Source organism: Pseudomonas sp. SWRI68, assembly GCF_014269165.1.
GTDB classification, from domain to species: domain Bacteria; phylum Pseudomonadota; class Gammaproteobacteria; order Pseudomonadales; family Pseudomonadaceae; genus Aquipseudomonas; species Aquipseudomonas capeferrum.
The window spans coordinates 84,811-100,333 of the sequence record NZ_JABWRU010000010.1; the positions used below are offsets into that span (position 1 = coordinate 84,811).

Annotated in this window: 16 protein-coding genes and 3 pseudogenes; 6 read left to right on the forward strand and 13 right to left on the reverse strand. The window is 63.7% G+C overall.

Translation table 11 applies throughout. From position 1 onward, the window contains the following. Positions 1-25: 25 nt before the first annotated feature. A pseudogene (locus HU770_RS16335) lies at positions 26-191 on the forward strand (CinA family protein); the annotation flags it as partial. 40 nt (positions 192-231) lie between these two features. On the opposite strand, the gene HU770_RS16340 reads toward HU770_RS16335, so the two are convergent. After that, entirely contained in the window at positions 232-372 is a 141-nt protein-coding gene (locus HU770_RS16340) for a hypothetical protein (protein WP_186664265.1), read from the reverse strand. A gap of 415 nt (positions 373-787) precedes the next feature. On the opposite strand from HU770_RS16340, the gene HU770_RS16345 reads away from it, so the two are divergent. Both HU770_RS16345 and HU770_RS16350 read left to right on the forward strand, forming a co-directional pair. Then, complete coding sequence (locus HU770_RS16345) at positions 788-1,252, forward strand: hemerythrin domain-containing protein (RefSeq protein WP_033698471.1); 465 nt, start codon at positions 788-790, stop codon at positions 1,250-1,252. Between the two features lie 78 nt (positions 1,253-1,330). Continuing rightward, the gene (locus tag HU770_RS16350; protein ID WP_186656090.1) at positions 1,331-1,579 is read left to right on the forward strand and encodes a hypothetical protein; all 249 of its coding nucleotides are present in this window, start codon (positions 1,331-1,333) and stop codon (positions 1,577-1,579) included. Positions 1,580-1,604: 25 nt separating this feature from the next. Here HU770_RS16350 and HU770_RS16355 read toward each other — a convergent pair whose 3' ends face one another. The 10 genes and pseudogenes from HU770_RS16355 to pedF all read right to left on the reverse strand — a co-directional run bounded on the left by HU770_RS16355 (position 1,605) and on the right by pedF (position 10,375). Continuing rightward, positions 1,605-3,332 carry a NahK/ErcS family hybrid sensor histidine kinase/response regulator gene (locus HU770_RS16355; RefSeq protein WP_186664267.1) on the reverse strand — a complete coding sequence of 576 codons (1,728 nt, stop codon included), beginning with the start codon at positions 3,330-3,332 and terminating at the stop codon, positions 1,605-1,607. Next, a complete protein-coding gene (ercA, locus tag HU770_RS16360; protein WP_186664269.1) occupies positions 3,316-4,479 on the reverse strand; it encodes an alcohol dehydrogenase-like regulatory protein ErcA in 1,164 nt (387 codons plus the stop codon). Before ercA ends, HU770_RS16355 begins: the two co-directional genes overlap by 17 nt. A gap of 89 nt (positions 4,480-4,568) precedes the next feature. Further along, positions 4,569-5,711, reverse strand: coding sequence for a pyrroloquinoline quinone biosynthesis protein PqqE (gene pqqE, locus HU770_RS16365; RefSeq protein ID WP_186664271.1), 1,143 nt, complete (start codon positions 5,709-5,711; stop codon positions 4,569-4,571). Then, complete coding sequence (gene pqqD, locus HU770_RS26975; protein ID WP_186656103.1) at positions 5,689-5,961, reverse strand: pyrroloquinoline quinone biosynthesis peptide chaperone PqqD; 273 nt, start codon at positions 5,959-5,961, stop codon at positions 5,689-5,691. Before pqqD ends, pqqE begins: the two co-directional genes overlap by 23 nt. Further along, positions 5,958-6,101 (reverse strand): annotated as a pseudogene (locus HU770_RS27100) (pyrroloquinoline quinone biosynthesis protein C); the annotation flags it as partial. The pseudogene HU770_RS27100 and the gene pqqD, both read right to left, overlap by 4 nt. Before the next feature lie 47 nt (positions 6,102-6,148). Continuing rightward, positions 6,149-6,220, reverse strand: a complete 72-nt coding sequence (gene pqqA / locus HU770_RS16380; RefSeq protein ID WP_003253598.1) for a pyrroloquinoline quinone precursor peptide PqqA — start codon at positions 6,218-6,220, stop codon at positions 6,149-6,151. Positions 6,221-6,449: 229 nt separating this feature from the next. Then, positions 6,450-7,970 (reverse strand): aldehyde dehydrogenase family protein, encoded by a 1,521-nt coding sequence (locus tag HU770_RS16385; RefSeq protein WP_186664273.1) that lies wholly within the window; start codon positions 7,968-7,970, stop codon positions 6,450-6,452. A gap of 174 nt (positions 7,971-8,144) precedes the next feature. Beyond that, positions 8,145-9,086: a quinoprotein relay system zinc metallohydrolase 1 gene (locus HU770_RS16390; protein ID WP_186664275.1), complete on the reverse strand. Its 942-nt coding sequence runs from the start codon at positions 9,084-9,086 to the stop codon at positions 8,145-8,147. Positions 9,087-9,127: 41 nt separating this feature from the next. Next, a complete protein-coding gene (locus HU770_RS16395; RefSeq protein ID WP_095064530.1) occupies positions 9,128-9,895 on the reverse strand; it encodes a quinoprotein dehydrogenase-associated SoxYZ-like carrier in 768 nt (255 codons plus the stop codon). Positions 9,896-9,913: 18 nt separating this feature from the next. Next, complete coding sequence (gene pedF / locus HU770_RS16400; protein ID WP_047583160.1) at positions 9,914-10,375, reverse strand: cytochrome c-550 PedF; 462 nt, start codon at positions 10,373-10,375, stop codon at positions 9,914-9,916. Positions 10,376-10,626: 251 nt separating this feature from the next. On the opposite strand from pedF, the gene exaA reads away from it, so the two are divergent. Beyond that, positions 10,627-12,522: a quinoprotein ethanol dehydrogenase gene (exaA, locus tag HU770_RS16405; RefSeq protein WP_095064532.1), complete on the forward strand. Its 1,896-nt coding sequence runs from the start codon at positions 10,627-10,629 to the stop codon at positions 12,520-12,522. Positions 12,523-12,586: 64 nt separating this feature from the next. Beyond that, positions 12,587-13,246 carry a pentapeptide repeat-containing protein gene (locus HU770_RS16410; RefSeq protein ID WP_186664277.1) on the forward strand — a complete coding sequence of 220 codons (660 nt, stop codon included), beginning with the start codon at positions 12,587-12,589 and terminating at the stop codon, positions 13,244-13,246. A 56-nt stretch (positions 13,247-13,302) separates the two neighbouring features. Here HU770_RS16410 and HU770_RS16415 read toward each other — a convergent pair whose 3' ends face one another. Together HU770_RS16415 and HU770_RS16420 are read right to left on the reverse strand one after the other, a co-directional pair. Next, positions 13,303-13,941, reverse strand: a complete 639-nt coding sequence (locus tag HU770_RS16415) for a response regulator transcription factor (protein ID WP_186664279.1) — start codon at positions 13,939-13,941, stop codon at positions 13,303-13,305. Continuing rightward, positions 13,941-14,657: pseudogene (locus HU770_RS16420) on the reverse strand (sensor histidine kinase); the annotation flags it as partial. The gene HU770_RS16415 and the pseudogene HU770_RS16420, both read right to left, overlap by 1 nt. A gap of 266 nt (positions 14,658-14,923) precedes the next feature. Between HU770_RS16420 and HU770_RS16425 the strand changes: the two are divergent. Further along, positions 14,924-15,484 (forward strand): PQQ-dependent catabolism-associated CXXCW motif protein, encoded by a 561-nt coding sequence (locus tag HU770_RS16425; protein WP_186660875.1) that lies wholly within the window; start codon positions 14,924-14,926, stop codon positions 15,482-15,484. The last annotated feature ends 39 nt before the right edge of the window (positions 15,485-15,523 follow it).

The following is a 15,523-nucleotide window of genomic DNA, read 5'->3' on the forward strand; positions in this document are numbered from 1 at the left end:
CCTTGCATCGCTCAAGGGGCCTGCACGTCTCTTGCATGTGAACCCGCAAACCATCGAGCGCTATGGCCAGACCAGCGAGGCCGTGGCCTGGAAAATGGCGTTAGGTGCGTTAAAGGACAGCGATGCCCCTGTATGGGCTGACCCGACTGGGTCACTACTACGAGCGCTGGCTGCGCGGGGACCGCGCCTGAATAACGGACACTTCATGAGGGCCACAGTCTCGTCCTGGGTTTACTGAACCAGGATGGCTTGGTGAACCTCGATAGACGGGACGGGCACCACACTGCGCCGCGTCGTCAGCCACTCACGCATCCGTGCGGTATCGAAGATCTGCCCCTCTTCCATCATCACCAGAATCAGCGCTTGGGACATTCGGTAGCACCCGCATTGCGAACAGTGACGCTCTTCCCACCCCGTCGAACACTCGACGGATTCGGCACTTCCCGCGCAAATCAGACAACTCATGAAGCCCCCTTCTGCTTATTTTTGGTAGGAGGTTGAAACAGGGTTAATGAGATGAACTATTTCTCATAGTTACCATGAGATTTCCATGCCAATTCGAAATTCCCTGTTTTTTTTGGGGGGGATTGCATTTGGGCTACAAGGTGCTCGCCAGTGCATTTTTAGCGCCTGTCAGATCGAGCGCCGCGCGGGCGGCGCTTGATCTTCGCAACACCTCCACGCCCAAGACAAGCACGCCAACCATCATCCTTGTTGAACCCTGCTGCACACGGTCGACTCAATGCCTAGTAAGTCTGTATTAACCCGCCCGCACTGAGGTGACGACATGAATGCTATCGATCTGCTGGTTCAAGACCACAACGTGGTTAAAAAGCTGCTGGAAGAACTGTCTTCGACCACTGAACGTGCCGTGAAGAAACGTGCTGAACTGCTGCATCGGATTGAACAGGAACTGCAAGTCCACACCGCCCTGGAGGAAGACATCCTCTACCCGGCGATCAAGCAGGCCGGTGGCAAGGAAGAAGCCAAGATGTATTACGAAGCGAAGGAAGAGCACCGCACCGTCGATTCATTGGTGCTGCCTGATCTGCTTCATACCGAAACCGGCACCCTCGAATTCGCCGGGCGGGTCAAGGTGATGAAAGAGCTGCTGGAGCATCACATCGAAGAAGAGGAAGGCGAGCTGTTCCCGACGGCCAAGAAGCTGCTGGGCAAGGGCCAGCTTGAAGAGCTGGGGCTGGCCATGGAAGCGCAGAAGAAACTGCTCAAGAGCGAGCAGCGCGCCGCTTGAATCGAGTGCACCGTGCCGGGGCCCTCTCGGCTCGCCCTGGCAGGCGCCCAGTAAGAAAATGCGTTGGGGTTGGCGTTGATGGCGAACTGGATCGAATTGCTGGAATGGCCTGCCATGGCGGTCACGGTACTGGCCGCCTGGTGCATAGGCTCGCGCCGCGCCGGGCGTCGCAAGCTTGGCTTCTGCTGTTTCATTGCCAGCAACCTACTGTGGTCAGTCTGGGGCTGGCACGCTCAGGCTTGGGCGTTGATTGTGCTGCAGGTAGTGCTATGCCTCATGAACCTCAGGGGCTGGAAGAAGAACACGGCGGCCGAGCTCCAGTCGTGACGTTCACCTTGGCTGCAGGGGCCTGTTAACCCAGCAACTGGCTCAATACCGCGCGCAATTTCCCCGGTTTGACGGGCTTGTTCAACAGCGGCGCACCGAGCTTTTGCAAAGCACGCCGGCACTGATCGCTGCGGTCTGCGGTGATGATCACCGCAGGGATGGTGGCGTTGAAATGCTCACGCAAGTGCCGGACCACCTCGCAACCCACAACCCCGTGATCCAGGTGGAAATCCGCCAGGATCAGCTCCGGAGCCTGCCCCTGCAAGGCCAACAAGGCCCCTGCCTGGTCGGTCGCGGTCACCACCTCGCAGCCCCACTGAGCCAGCAGCGCGCGCATGCTTTCGAGAATGCTCACTTCGTTGTCCAGCACCAGCAGCCGGCGGCCGGGCAACGGGTTACCGGCGCCGGGCTGCGGCGCGCCCTTGTGGATTGGCAACGGTACTTTCTCGCCGATCGGCACCTCGATGCTGAACATCGAGCCACGGCCGGGCCATGACCGCACCTGGATCCGGTAACCGAGAATCTTGGCGATCCGCTCAACGATGGCCAAACCCAGGCCTACGCCTTTGCGATCAGCGGCGCGGCCAACGTCCAATTGGTTGAACTCAAGGAAAATGGCCTCCAGCCGATCCTGCGCAATGCCACGCCCGGTGTCCCACACCTCCAGGCGCAAGCAGGCGCCGCGACGCCTGGCCCCCAGCAAGATCCGGCCCTGGTCGGTATAACGGCAGGCGTTGCTGAGAAAGTTGCGCAGGATCCGCGTCATCAGCCGCAGGTCGGTGCTGATAGCGTAGTCACCGATGCGTGCCCGCAGTTTAAGGCCTGCCGCGTCGGCCACCGAGCGGAATTCCGAGACCAGCGGCCCGAGCAGTTCATCGAGGCGGTACAACGCCACGTCAGGCTTGACCGCCGCCTGGTCGAGCCGGGAAATGTCCAACAGGTCGGTGAGCAGGTCTTCGGCGCCCTCCAGAGCCTGATGGGTACGCTCCACCAGCACCTGCTCGGCCTCCGGCAATGGCCGTTCGCGCAAGGTCGAGATCAGCAGGCGTGCGGCATTGAGCGGTTGCAGCAGGTCATGGCTGGCAGCAGCCAGGTACTTGTCCTTGCTGCGGTTGGCGGTTTCCGCGGCGTCGCGAGCGTCGCGCAGGGCTCGGGCGATCTGTTTACGCTCGGTAATCTGCTGTTGCAGGTTGCGGTTGGCCTCCAGCAGTTCATCGGTACGGGCAGCCACCCGCTGCTCCAGTTCGTCATTGAGTTGTTGCAGGCGCTGCTGGGCCTGTTTGCGTTCGGTGATGTCGGCGACAAAACCTTCCACCAGCCCTTGCTGGCCGGGTTTGAGTAGCAGGTTCATCAGCACATCGAGGTGGCTGCCGTCCTTGCGCCGCAAACGGGTTTCGTAGCCATGCAGGCTGTGTTCACGTGCTAGGGACGCGGTAATGGCGTGCAGCTCCTCGGCACCGCCGACAAACAGGTTGGCGGCCAGGTCGGTCAGGGAAAACAACACCGCCTGCGGGCTCTCGTAGCCGAGCATGCGAGCCAGCGCCGGGTTGGCGGCACGCATGCCCTCTTGCAGGCTGGCTTGGAAAATCCCGTGGACGGCGTTCTCGAACAGCCATTTGTAACGGTTGCGCTCGGCTTCCAGTTCGTCCAGGCGCGCCGCCAGTTCCGGGTAATGGCTCTTGCGCGCCGAGTGGTCGCCCAGCCCCAACAGCCCGGCCAGCGCCCGCTGCTGCTCGTCAGAGGGCCTCGCCATAGACGACCTCGACATCACGTTGGCTCGACTCACGAGGGTTGGTGAGGATGCACGGGTCACCCATGGCGTGCTGCGACAAAAACGGAATGTCGGACGTGCGCACCCCATGCAGACCAAGGGTTTCATGGAAGCCGATAGCGCGCTTCAACGCGATCAGGTGGTCCACCAGGCGCGCGCAGATCTGCCGGTGGTTGAGACCGCGGCAGTCGATGCCAAATACCTCGGCAATCACCTTGAAGCGCTCCGGGGCCGAGCTGTAGTTGAACGCCACCACGTGCTCCACCAGCACGGCGTTGCACAAGCCATGGGGCAAGTCGAGGAACCCGCCCAGGCTGTGGGACATGGCGTGCACCGCGCCAAGAATCGCATTGGAGAACGCCAGGCCGGCCTGCATGCTGCCCAGCATGATTTTCTCGCGCAGGGCGATATCGCCCGGGTTGGCGATCATCTGCACCAGGTTGCCATTGATCAGGCGCATGGCCTCCAGCGCATGGGGGTCAGTCAGCGGGCCGCGGCCGGTGGAGACGAAGGCTTCGATGGCATGCACCAGCGCGTCGATGCCGGTGCAGGCAGACAGGAAGGGGTCCATGCTCAGGGTGGTTTGCGGGTCGATCAGCGAAACGTCCGGCACCACGGCCTTGCTGACGATGGAGAACTTCATGCGCTCCTGCTGGTTGGAAATGATCACGAACTGCGAGACGTCGGCCGAGGTACCGGCCGTGGTGGGGATCAGAATCAGTGGCGGGCTGGGCACCCGGATCATGTCCACGCCTTCGAACTCAAGGATGCTGCGCCCGTGGGCGACCACGATGCCAATCGCCTTGCCGCAATCCATCGGGCTGCCGCCGCCGACGGCGACAATCACGTCGCAGTGGTTTTCCCGGTAGATCTCGGCGCCGAGCATTACCTCTTCGACCCGTGGGTTGGGCGACACGGCGCTGTACAGGCAGTAATCGATGCCTTGCGCCTGCAGGCTGGCCTCGACATCCGCCACCCAACCGGCGGCAATCACGCCGGGGTCGCTGACCACCAGCACCTTGCGGGCACCGAAGGTCTTGGCGTAGTTGGCGACGTTATGCCGGCAGCCGGCACCAAAGATGATTTCAGGCGAAACGAACTTGCGAAGCGGGCTGAAACTCTGGCTCATCGGAAAGCCTGTTTTTTTTGTTCTGAAAGGTAACCGCCAGCGTAAAGCATCCCGCAACGAAAGCAACCAGACCAAAGGGTGGCAAGGGCTCAGCCCCGAAAAATCAGGCGCGACGCCTTTTCGTTGCGCAAGGTCAGTTGCACCATGCCCTGCCCCGCTGCCTGCGCCTCCTCCCGGGCCTTGAGGATGACGCCGTGGTGCGGCGACTTGCTGCACACAGGGTCGGCATTGGCCGCATCGCCGGTGAGCATGTAGGCCTGGCAGCGGCAGCCACCGAGGTCCTGGTGCTTTTCATCGCAGGAGCGGCAGGGCTCCTTCATCCAGGCCGTGCCGCGAAAACGGTTGAAGCCGAAGGCGTCGTTCCAGATATGCTCGATGCTGTGTTCGCGCACGTTGGGGAAGCTCACCGGCAACTGCCGGGCGCTGTGGCACGGCAGCGCAGTGCCATCCGGGGTGATGTCGAGAAACAAATTGGCCCAGCCGTTCATGCAGGTCTTGGGGCGTTCTTCGTAGTAGTCCGGCGTGACGAAAATCAGCTTGCATGGATGTCCCACGGCCTCCAACCGCTGGCGATAACCCTGGGTAATGCGTTCGGCCCGTTGCAACTGCTCACGGGTCGGCAACAGGCCTGCACGGTTGAGCTCGGCCCAGCCGTAGAACTGGCACGTCGCCAACTCGACGAAGTCCGCCTGCAAGGCCAGGCACAGCTCGATGATCTCGGCAATCTGGTCGATGTTATGCCGATGGGTCACGAAGTTCAGCACCATCGGATAACCCTGGGCCTTGACCGCCTGGGCCATCGCCAGCTTCTGCGCGAACGCCTTGCGCGAGCCGGCCAGCAGGTTGTTGACCGCCTCGTCGGCGGCCTGGAAGCTGATCTGGATATGGTCAAGCCCGGCGCGCTTGAAGTCGCGGACTTTCTGTTCGGTCAGGCCGATGCCGGAGGTGATCAGGTTGGTGTAGTAACCCATGCCCCGCGCGGCCTCGATCAGCACTGCCAGGTCTTGGCGCACCAACGGTTCGCCGCCAGAGAAGCCCAGTTGCGCGGCGCCCATCGCCCGCGCCTCGCGGAACACCCGGATCCATTCTTCAGTGGTCAGCTCCTCGCCCTGTTGGGCAAAGTCCAGCGGGTTGGAACAATACGGGCACTGCAGCGGGCAGCGGTAGGTCAGTTCCGCCAGCAACCACAGCGGCGGCCCCGGGCGTGGCTCATTCGATCCAGTATTTGGCACGAGCCACCTCCAGAAACGCCAGCACATCTTCATCCAGCCCCGACACGCCGGGGAAGCGTTGCGCCAGTCTGTCGATGATCAGCGCCACGCTGCGCTGGCCGTCGAGCAATTCGAGGACCCAGCCGGCGCTGGCATTGAGGGTGATCATGCCTTCGGGGTACAGCAGCACATGGCAATCCTGGCGTGGCTCCCATTGCAGGCGAAAACCGCGGCGCAAGCCCAGCACCTGCTCACGCTCGATCAGCTTCACAGGGTAATCCTCCGATGCCAGACGTTGTCCCGAGTGACGCTGTGATACGGCAGCCGCTGCAGCCCATACGCCATGCTCATGGCATCGAGCATGCTCCACAGCACATCGAGCTTGAACTTGAGGATGTCCAGCATGGGCTGCAATTCCCAGAGAAGAAACGGCCATCGCAACGATGGCCGCAAGGCCATCAACGATTGGCGAAGTACATCGTCACTTCGAAGCCAATGCGCAGGTCGGTAAAAGCGGGTTTAGTCCACATGGGGCAGTCCTCTTCTAATGCCGGGCGATTCCGGTAGAGGCATTAATGCACGGGGGGCGACGGGGCCGAATGCTACTTTGGAACGAGTTTGCGGGGTGCGTTGGTAGGGGGTGACACGGGACATTACGCAAACGGGTGACGCGCGCGGGGAGGCGCCCACCCAGAGCCCTCCCCGCGTGCGTCGTTGCATCCAGGCCCAGCGGCACCCTACCGCTGGGCCTGTGTGCGCTTAGAAGAAGCCCAGCGGATTGATGTCGTAGCTCACCAGCAGGTTTTTGGTCTGCTGGTAATGGTCGAGCATCATCTTGTGGGTCTCGCGGCCCACCCCAGACTTCTTGTAACCACCAAACGCCGCATGCGCCGGGTACAGGTGGTAGCAGTTGGTCCACACGCGACCGGCCTTTATCGCCCGCCCCATGCGGTAGGCGCGGTTGATGTCGCGGGTCCACAGCCCTGCGCCCAGGCCGAACTCGCTGTCGTTGGCGATCGCCAAGGCTTCGGCTTCGTCCTTGAAGGTGGCCACGCCCACCACCGGGCCGAAGATCTCTTCCTGGAAGACGCGCATCTTGTTGTGGCCCTTGAGCAGGGTCGGCTGAATGTAGTACCCACTGGCCAGGTCGCCGTCGAGCCGCTCGGCGCCGCCGCCGGTGAGCAACTGCGCGCCCTCGTCCTGGGCGATCTGCAGGTAGGAGAGGATCTTGTCGTATTGCTGCTGCGAAGCTTGGGCGCCGACCATGGTTTCGGTGTCAAGCGGGTTGCCGCGGGTGATCCTGCCGATCTTCTTCATCACCTCGGCCATGAACGGTTCGTAGATCGACTCCTGGATCAACGCCCGTGACGGGCAGGTGCAAACCTCGCCCTGATTGAAGAACGCCAGCACCAGGCCTTCGGCGGCCTTTTCGATGAACGCAGGTTCGGCCTGCATGATGTCTTCGAAAAAAATATTCGGCGACTTGCCGCCCAGCTCCACGGTGGACGGGATGATGTTCTCGGCCGCGCACTTCATGATGTGCGAGCCCACCGGGGTGGAACCGGTGAAGGCGATCTTGGCAATGCGCTTGCTGGTGGCCAGGGCCTCGCCGGCTTCACGGCCGAAGCCCTGGACGATGTTCAGCACACCGGCGGGCAGCAGGTCGGCGATCAGCTCAGCAAACACCGTGATCGACAAGGGCGTCTGCTCGGCGGGTTTGAGCACCACGCAGTTACCGGCGGCCAGGGCCGGGGCGAGTTTCCAGGCGGCCATCAGCAGCGGGAAGTTCCACGGGATGATCTGCCCGACCACGCCCAGCGGTTCATGGAAATGGTAGGCCGTGGTCAGTTCGTTGATCTCTGCCGCGCCCCCTTCCTGGGCACGGATGCAGCCGGCGAAATAACGAAAGTGGTCTGCTGCCAGCGGCACGTCGGCATTGAGGGTTTCGCGTACGGCCTTGCCGTTGTCCCAGCTTTCGGTCACAGCGAGCACTTCCAGGTGCTGCTCGATGCGGTCGGCGATCTTCAGCAGCACCCGCGCGCGCTCCTGCACCGAGGTCTTGCCCCAGGCTTCGGCGGCGGCGTGCGCGGCGTCCAGGGCCAGGTCGATGTCCTGGGCAGTGGAGCGTGGGAATTCGGCAATCGGTTGGCCATTGACCGGCGAGCTGTTGGTGAAGTACTGGCCACCCAACGGTGGCACAAACGCGCCGCCGATGAAATTGCCATAGCGGGGTTTGAAGGCCACGACAGCGCCTGGCGTTCCGGGTTGTGCGTAGATCATGCTGAGCCTCTGCGGGTCGATGCCTGTCCGACGACGGGCGATGGAGCCATGGTAAAAAGCTCCGCGTGCCGGACGAATGCATCGTTGGCAGTGGAGGTCTCGTCATTTGGTAGTAAGGGCACGAAGGATCGGGGGTTCAGTTTGAGGGTTGTGGTGGTGCGTATATCCTGATCCCTACAACCCCACCCTACCCCCATCAACGCGCTGCAACCGCTGACGTTCGTAACGCGGATAAAGATGGCTGACACTGCGGATCAATTCATACCGGCTCAAGCTGATACTGGCAAACCGCTCGGGAATCGGGCTGCGGATCATCTCGATCATGTCATCCCCCCGCGCTGCACCCTCACGCATCAGGCCATCGAGCCAGCCCAGGTAGTCGCGCATCTGCGCAAACGGCCGCGCATCGCTGGCCACCGGCCCGTGCCCGGGTACAACCCGCTTCCAGGGCAAGGCTTGCAGGGTATCCAGGTCCTTGAGCCAAACCTCCAGCCCCGGGCTGTTGGGCGTGGTCAGAGCACGCTCATGGAACACCAGGTCACCCGCAAACAGCACGCCCGTCTGCTCATCGAAAATCGCCAGGTCAGCGCCGGTATGCCCGCCCAACGCCAACAGCCGCAGCCGGTGGCCGCCAACCTCATGAACGCCTGGTTCCAGCACTCGGGTCGGCAGCACCACCTCGGTGCCGCGCATCCAGTCGCCGACCAGTCGGTACATGTTCTCGGCCATGGCGTCGCCCTGATGGCGCAAGAGCTCGCTGGTGCCTGCCAGTGCGCCGATGGGCACATCGGCAAAGGCCTGGTTGCCCAACACATGGTCGGGGTGATGGTGGGTCAACAGCAGTTCGACCACCGGCTTGTCGGTGGTCGCGGCAATGGCCTGGCGCATAGCTTCGCCATAGCGTTTGGACGGCCCGCTGTCGATCACTACCACGCCGCTGTCGGTGACGATGAACGCCGTGTTGACGACATTGCCGCCATTGCCCTTGGCGAAATTGTCGGTGCTGCCCTCCAGCAACCAGGTACCCTGCGCGATCTGCCGGGGCGTGAGGCGATAGTCCAGGTCGGCCCAGGCCGGCAGGCCCAGGCATAGCAGCAACAGCAAGGTCCAACGCATGGCGGGCGCCTCGGGTCAGGGAATGAAAGCGAGCAACACGCTCAACGAACGGTCGCCTCGAAGCGGTTGCCACTGTTGTCCTGCAACACCAGCCGGGTCAGCCCAGGGCCCTGGATATCGAAGCCCAGGTTGGGGTTTTCGCTGACCGCCGGGTACAGTTCCAGGCTGGCCAGGCGCTGGCCATCCGCGTCTTGCAACTCGGCATGGTTTAGGAAGAATTCGGGGATGCCGCTGACCAGGCCGTTGTCCATCGGGTGGGCCACCTGCAAACGCAGGCGGCTGGTATCGCCTCGCGGGTAGCGACCGCCCAGCACTTCACCCAGGTGTTCCTCCCAGCCGGGCTGGCTGCGCACCACGCTGGGCGCCGTACAGCCTCCACCTGCAGCATCGATCAAGGTCGAGCCGACATGCCAAAGGCCGTCGCGGGTCAGCACCGCCGCACGCAGCGGCGTGGCCTGCTCAATGCGGATGCGCACCGACAGCCACGGCAGCACGCGCTCGCCCGGCTCGAAATCGACGATGCGCGGCAGCGGGTTGAGCTCGGCCCAGGCAATGATGCGTACCACCTCGCCGGCGAACGCCCGGGCGTCGATTTCCAGCGGCACCTGGCGTGCGTCCTCGGCAAAGGGCGGCGCCAGCAGCTTGACCCGATCATCGAAGACGAAAGCGGCCTGCCCCAGCAACTGCTTGTGGTAGAAGTCCCACATCACCGACGGTACCGGGTCCGGGTGGGCACTCGCTTCAGTGGCCAGGCCCTGCGCTGCCCAGGGCATCCAGCAGGCCAGCAGCATAGTCGTTCGCCAGTTCATCACCTGCTCCTAGGGTTGTCACTCCTCGACGTGCACGCTGTCCAGGTAGGTGCGCACTGCCCACAGGGCTTCCTGGCTCAGGTAGTCGGCCATCTTTGGCATGTACACCCGCCCGTCACGCACCGCGCCGTGGCGCACCCGCTCGACAAACCACTCATCCCCTGCCTCGCCGACATCGAGCATGCGCAAATCCGGGGCGATGCCGCCGGACTTGGCTTCCAGGCCATGGCAGGCAGCGCAGTTCTGGTTGTACGCCGAGGCGCCGATTTCCACGGCCTTGTCGTGCTCGGCGGAGGTACGATACGGGTTGACCGCCGCCCAGCCGTCGCCGTCCAGGCTGACCCCGGCGTCCTTGATCGGGGTCAAGCCCTTGGTTTCCACTGCCTGGGGCACCACGTTGCCATGGGCCCAGGCCGTACCGGTCAGCAAAGCGCCGGCCAGCAGGCCTGTAGCGAGCAAGACGTTGCGTTTTGTTGTCATTGTTATGCCCTCAAGTTGCACGCAAGGCCTCAACCACAGAGGCCGTGCCGCCATCTTAGAAACAGCCCGCAGGCGGCCGTATGCTGCTTTGGTGGCCGGGCCGTACTCCCTTGGTAGTAGGGCTTGTGGCGAAGGGCCAAATGAGGTGCCGACCGGGAACTTTTCCCGGCAAGTGCGGGACTTTTTCCGTATCCCCGACAGCCGCCCCGCCCCACCCTGTGCAGGCCAAAACTCCACAGGGAACTGCAACCATGACAATAAGATCGCTACCCGCCCTTTCCCCTCTGGCCCTGGGCGTGCGGGCCCTGCTGCTGGCCGGTAGCCTGGCCCTCTGCACGGCGGCCACGGCGGCCAGCGCGCCTGCGGCACCGGCCGGCAAGAACGTGACCTGGGAAGACATCGCCAACGACCACCTGACCACCCAGGACGTACTGCAGTACGGCATGGGCACCAACGCCCAGCGCTGGAGCCCCTTGGCCCAAGTCAATGACCAGAACGTGTTCAAGCTGACCCCGGCCTGGTCGTATTCCTTCGGCGACGAGAAGCAGCGCGGCCAGGAATCCCAGGCCATCGTCAGCGACGGTGTGGTCTACGTCACCGGCTCGTACTCACGGGTGTTCGCCCTCGATGCGAAGACCGGCAAACGCCTGTGGACCTACAACCACCGCCTGCCGGACAACATTCGCCCGTGCTGCGACGTGGTCAACCGCGGGGCGGCGATCTACGGCGACAAGATCTACTTCGGCACCCTCGACGCCCGCCTCATCGCCCTGGACAAGCGCACCGGCAAGGTGGTGTGGAACAAGAAGTTCGGCGACCACAGCGCCGGCTACACCATGACCGGCGCCCCGGTGCTGATCAAGGACAAGACCAGCGGCAAGGTGTTGCTGATCCACGGCAGCTCCGGCGATGAGTTCGGCGTGGTCGGCCAGCTGTTTGCCCGTGACCCGGACACGGGCGAAGAAGTGTGGATGCGGCCCTTCGTGGAGGGCCACATGGGCCGCCTGAACGGCAAGGACAGCACGCCGACCGGCGACGTCAAGGCGCCGTCCTGGCCAGACGACGCCACCACCGAAACCGGCAAGGTCGAGGCCTGGAGCCACGGCGGCGGCGCCCCTTGGCAGAGCGCCAGTTTCGACGCCGAGAGCAATACCATCATTGTCGGCGCAGGCAACCCTGGCCCCTGGAATACCTGGGCGCGCACCTCCAAGGATGGCAACCCCCACGACTACGACAGCCTCTATACCTCGGGCCAGGTCGGCGTCGACCCGAGCACCGGCGAGGTGAAGTGGTTCTACCAGCACACGCCGAACGATGCCTGGGACTTCTCCGGCAACAACGAACTGGTGCTGTTCGACTACAAGGACAAGGACGGCAAGGTGGTCAAAGCCACCGGCCACGCCGACCGCAACGGATTCTTCTACGTGGTGGACCGCAACAACGGCAAACTGCAGAACGCCTTCCCCTTCGTCGACAACATCACTTGGGCCAGCCATATCGACCTCAAGACCGGGCGCCCGGTCGAAAACCCCGGCCAGCGTCCGGCCAAGCCACTACCGGGTGAAACCAAGGGCAAGCCAGTGGAAGTCTCGCCGCCGTTCCTGGGCGGTAAAAACTGGAACCCCATGGCCTACAGCCAGGACACCGGCCTGTTCTACATCCCCGGCAACCAGTGGAAAGAGGAGTACTGGACCGAGGAGGTGAACTACAAGAAGGGCTCGGCCTACCTGGGCATGGGTTTTCGCATCAAGCGCATGTACGACGACCACGTCGGCACCTTGCGCGCCATGGACCCGAGCACCGGCAAGCTGGTCTGGGAGCACAAGGAGCACCTGCCGCTGTGGGCCGGCGTACTCGCGACCAAGGGCAACCTGGTGTTCACCGGCACGGGCGACGGCTTCTTCAAGGCCTTCGACGCCAAGACGGGCAAGGAGCTGTGGAAGTTCCAGACCGGCAGCGGCATCGTCTCGCCGCCGATCACCTGGGAACAGGACGGCGAGCAGTACATCGGCGTGACCGTGGGCTACGGCGGCGCCGTGCCGCTGTGGGGTGGCGACATGGCCGAGCTGACCAAGCCGGTGGCCCAGGGCGGCTCGTTCTGGGTGTTCAAGATCCCGAGTTGGGACACCAAGACCGCTCAGCGTTGATCCCTGCGGGGCGCGGCCAGCCCGCGCCCCGCAACAGCCCTCCTTTCGCCGAGAGCCTTTTGCCATGAACTACCTGACTTTTGCCCTGCTGCTGGCCCTGACACCTGCCCTGGCCGCGAACGCCGACGACGATGGCAACGATACCCCCTTGACCGTCAACGGCTGTGTCATCGCCGAAGCGAGCCAGTGCCCGGGGGCCAATCTGCGTGGCGCCAACCTGGCCAACCAGGACCTGCGCAAGATGAACCTGGCCGGCGCCGACCTGCGCGAGGCCGACCTGCGCCATGCCCAGCTGGACCTGGCCAACCTGGAAAAAGCCCGCTTGCAGGGCGCCAACCTGACCCGCGCCAGCCTGCAGCAGAGCAACCTGCGCTTGGCAGACCTGAGCCATGCCCGGCTCATTGCCATTCAAGGCTGGGGCTTGTTCGCCCAAGGTGCGCAGTTTGAAAGTGCCGACCTGAGCGCTGCGTACCTGCAGTTCGCCCGGCTTTCTGGGGCGAAGATGCACCAGACCAACCTGCAGGCGGCGGACCTGGAGATGGCCTGGCTGAGCAAGGCTGATCTGCAAGGGGCCAAGCTTGGCGATGCCAACCTGCAGGAAGCCAAGTTTGGCCAGAGCAACCTGGCAGGGGCCGACTTGCGCGGGGCGCGGCAGCATTATGGGAATTTCCAGGAGGCGAATATGGAGGGGTGTGCGGGGTGTCCTGAGACTTGGGATAAATGAGTTGGGAGGGGCTGCCAGATTTTTTGTGTGCCCCCCCACAATCCTCATCCCCACCCTCACCCCGCCACCCTCACCACCCCCATGTCGATCCCCAGATGCACCAGCTCGGCATGGGAACTGACTTGCAACTTGCTCTTGAGCAACGTCAGGTGGTTGGACACCGTCTTGGCGCTGATGCACAACTGCTCGGCAATCACCCGCATCGGTGTGCCCTTGGCCAGCATCACGAAAATCTCCATTTCACGCTGGGTCATGCGCCGCATGCGCGGGTCGCTGGCGCGCTGTTGTGGGGTACACGCCAGCTGGGTGGCCAACGCTTGTTCGATGTAGGCATGCCCGGCCAACACCCGCTGCACCGCTTCGATCAACACCTCGGGCGCCGCGTTCTTGGTCAGGTAACCCGAGGCCCCCGCATCCAGCGCCTGGCGCACCAGGGGCAGTTCATCGTGCAGGCTGAAAAACAGCACCCGCAACTGTGGCAGGCGCTGGCGCAGGCGGCGGGTGGTTTCCAGGCCGCTGATGCCTGGCAAGCCAAAGTCCATGATCACCAGGTTCGGCACTTGCTCCTGAACCCGGGCTAGGGCCTCTTCGCCGCTGGCGGCCTCGCGCACCTGCAACGCCGGCAGCACTGCCCGCAGCAGGCTGGCGTAACCTTGACGGACCACCGCGTGGTCATCGACCAGGACGATATTCATCAGACCTCCACGGGCATGTTCAGGGCCAACGCCCAACCGGCACCCGGCCGGCTGAGGATGCGCAATTCGCCGCCCAGGCTGCGGGCGCGCTCGGCCATCGAATGCAGCCCCACCCCGGGGCGCTGGGGCTGGCATGCGCCGCAGCCGTTGTCGCGGATCAGCAGGCGCACGCCCTTGGCGCTGCGTTGCAGGCGTACCCGCACCTGGCTGGCGCCGGCATGCCGGGCGACATTGGTCAACGCCTCCTGCAGCAACCGATACAAGTGCACCCGGCTTGCCCCACTCAGCGTCGGCAGGTGCTCAGCGACCCGCAGGCGGCAATCGATGCCCTGGCTGGCCTGCCATTGGCTTACCAACTGGCCGAAGGCTTCGGCCAGCGGTACCTGGTGCAAGGCCACCGGATACAGGTCGTGCACCAGCGCACGAAAGCCCTGCTGCAGGTATTCGCAATGGAGTGCCAGGGCCTGCGCGGTCTGCTCCACCCGCGCAGGCTGGTCGGCCACCCTGCGCAGCAGGCAGGCCTGGGCGCGGATGCCCGCCAGGTATTGCCCGAGGTCGTCGTGCAGGGCCTGCGCCAGCCGTGTGCGCTCCTGCTCCTGCACCGCCAGCAGGGCCTGAGTCAGCTGGGCATTGGCGGCCTGGGCCTGGGCCAGCTCATCCAGCAACCCCCTGCCCCGGCGCACCGCCCAGCGGATCTGTAGCAACGGCAGAAGCAGCACTTTGACCAGGCGCATGGGCGGTTCTCCTCAAGGGTTGCGCGCCCAGCCTGGGGTGCGCTGCTGCCCATCGTAGAACCGAGCACCCCCAGCGGATTTACTACCTTGGTGCCGGGTAACCGCTACTTTCTGCATAGGCCCGCAACCCACTGGGGTCATCAGCCACGGCCAACTACTACTTTAGTACTGGCTTTGCTGTCTATCGTCGCATTCACAAAGCACCCCTGCTGGCATGTAATGGGCCTATAACAAAAAGGACAAAGCCCATGCCACGTGCCCTGCCCAGGCTGCCGCGCCCTTTGCTGGCGGCCCTTTCGCTGAGTCTGTCGCTGGGCGTCGCCCAGGCCGACACGACGCCGCTGTTCTCCGCCGAGGGCTATCGCACCGCCCTCTATCGCAGCCCGACCCCGCACCAGGTCGAGGGCGCCCAGGTTATCGATACCGCCACACTGCAGGGCCTGCTGGGGCAACAGCCCAGGCCGGTACTGGTCGATGTCTATCGCCGGCAATGGCTGCAAGGGCGCTTCATCGAAGACCACCCCCACACCAACCTCCCCGGCAGCTACTGGCTGGCCAACACCGGTGACGGTGAGCTGAGCCCGCCCTGGCAAGCCTACTTCGCACGCCATCTGCAAAAAGCCACCGGCGGCCATGTGGATCAACCGCTGGTCTTTTACTGCCGCGCCGATTGCTGGTTAAGCTGGAACGCGGTAAAACGCGCAGCGACCCTGGGCTATAAGAACCTGTATTGGTATCGCGATGGCCTGGACGCCTGGCAAAACGCCAAGCTGCCGCTGCAAGCCGCGCAGCCAGAGCCCTTTCCCTGAACTGACCGCCTGCGAACGCGTGCCCGCCCCATCCAATAA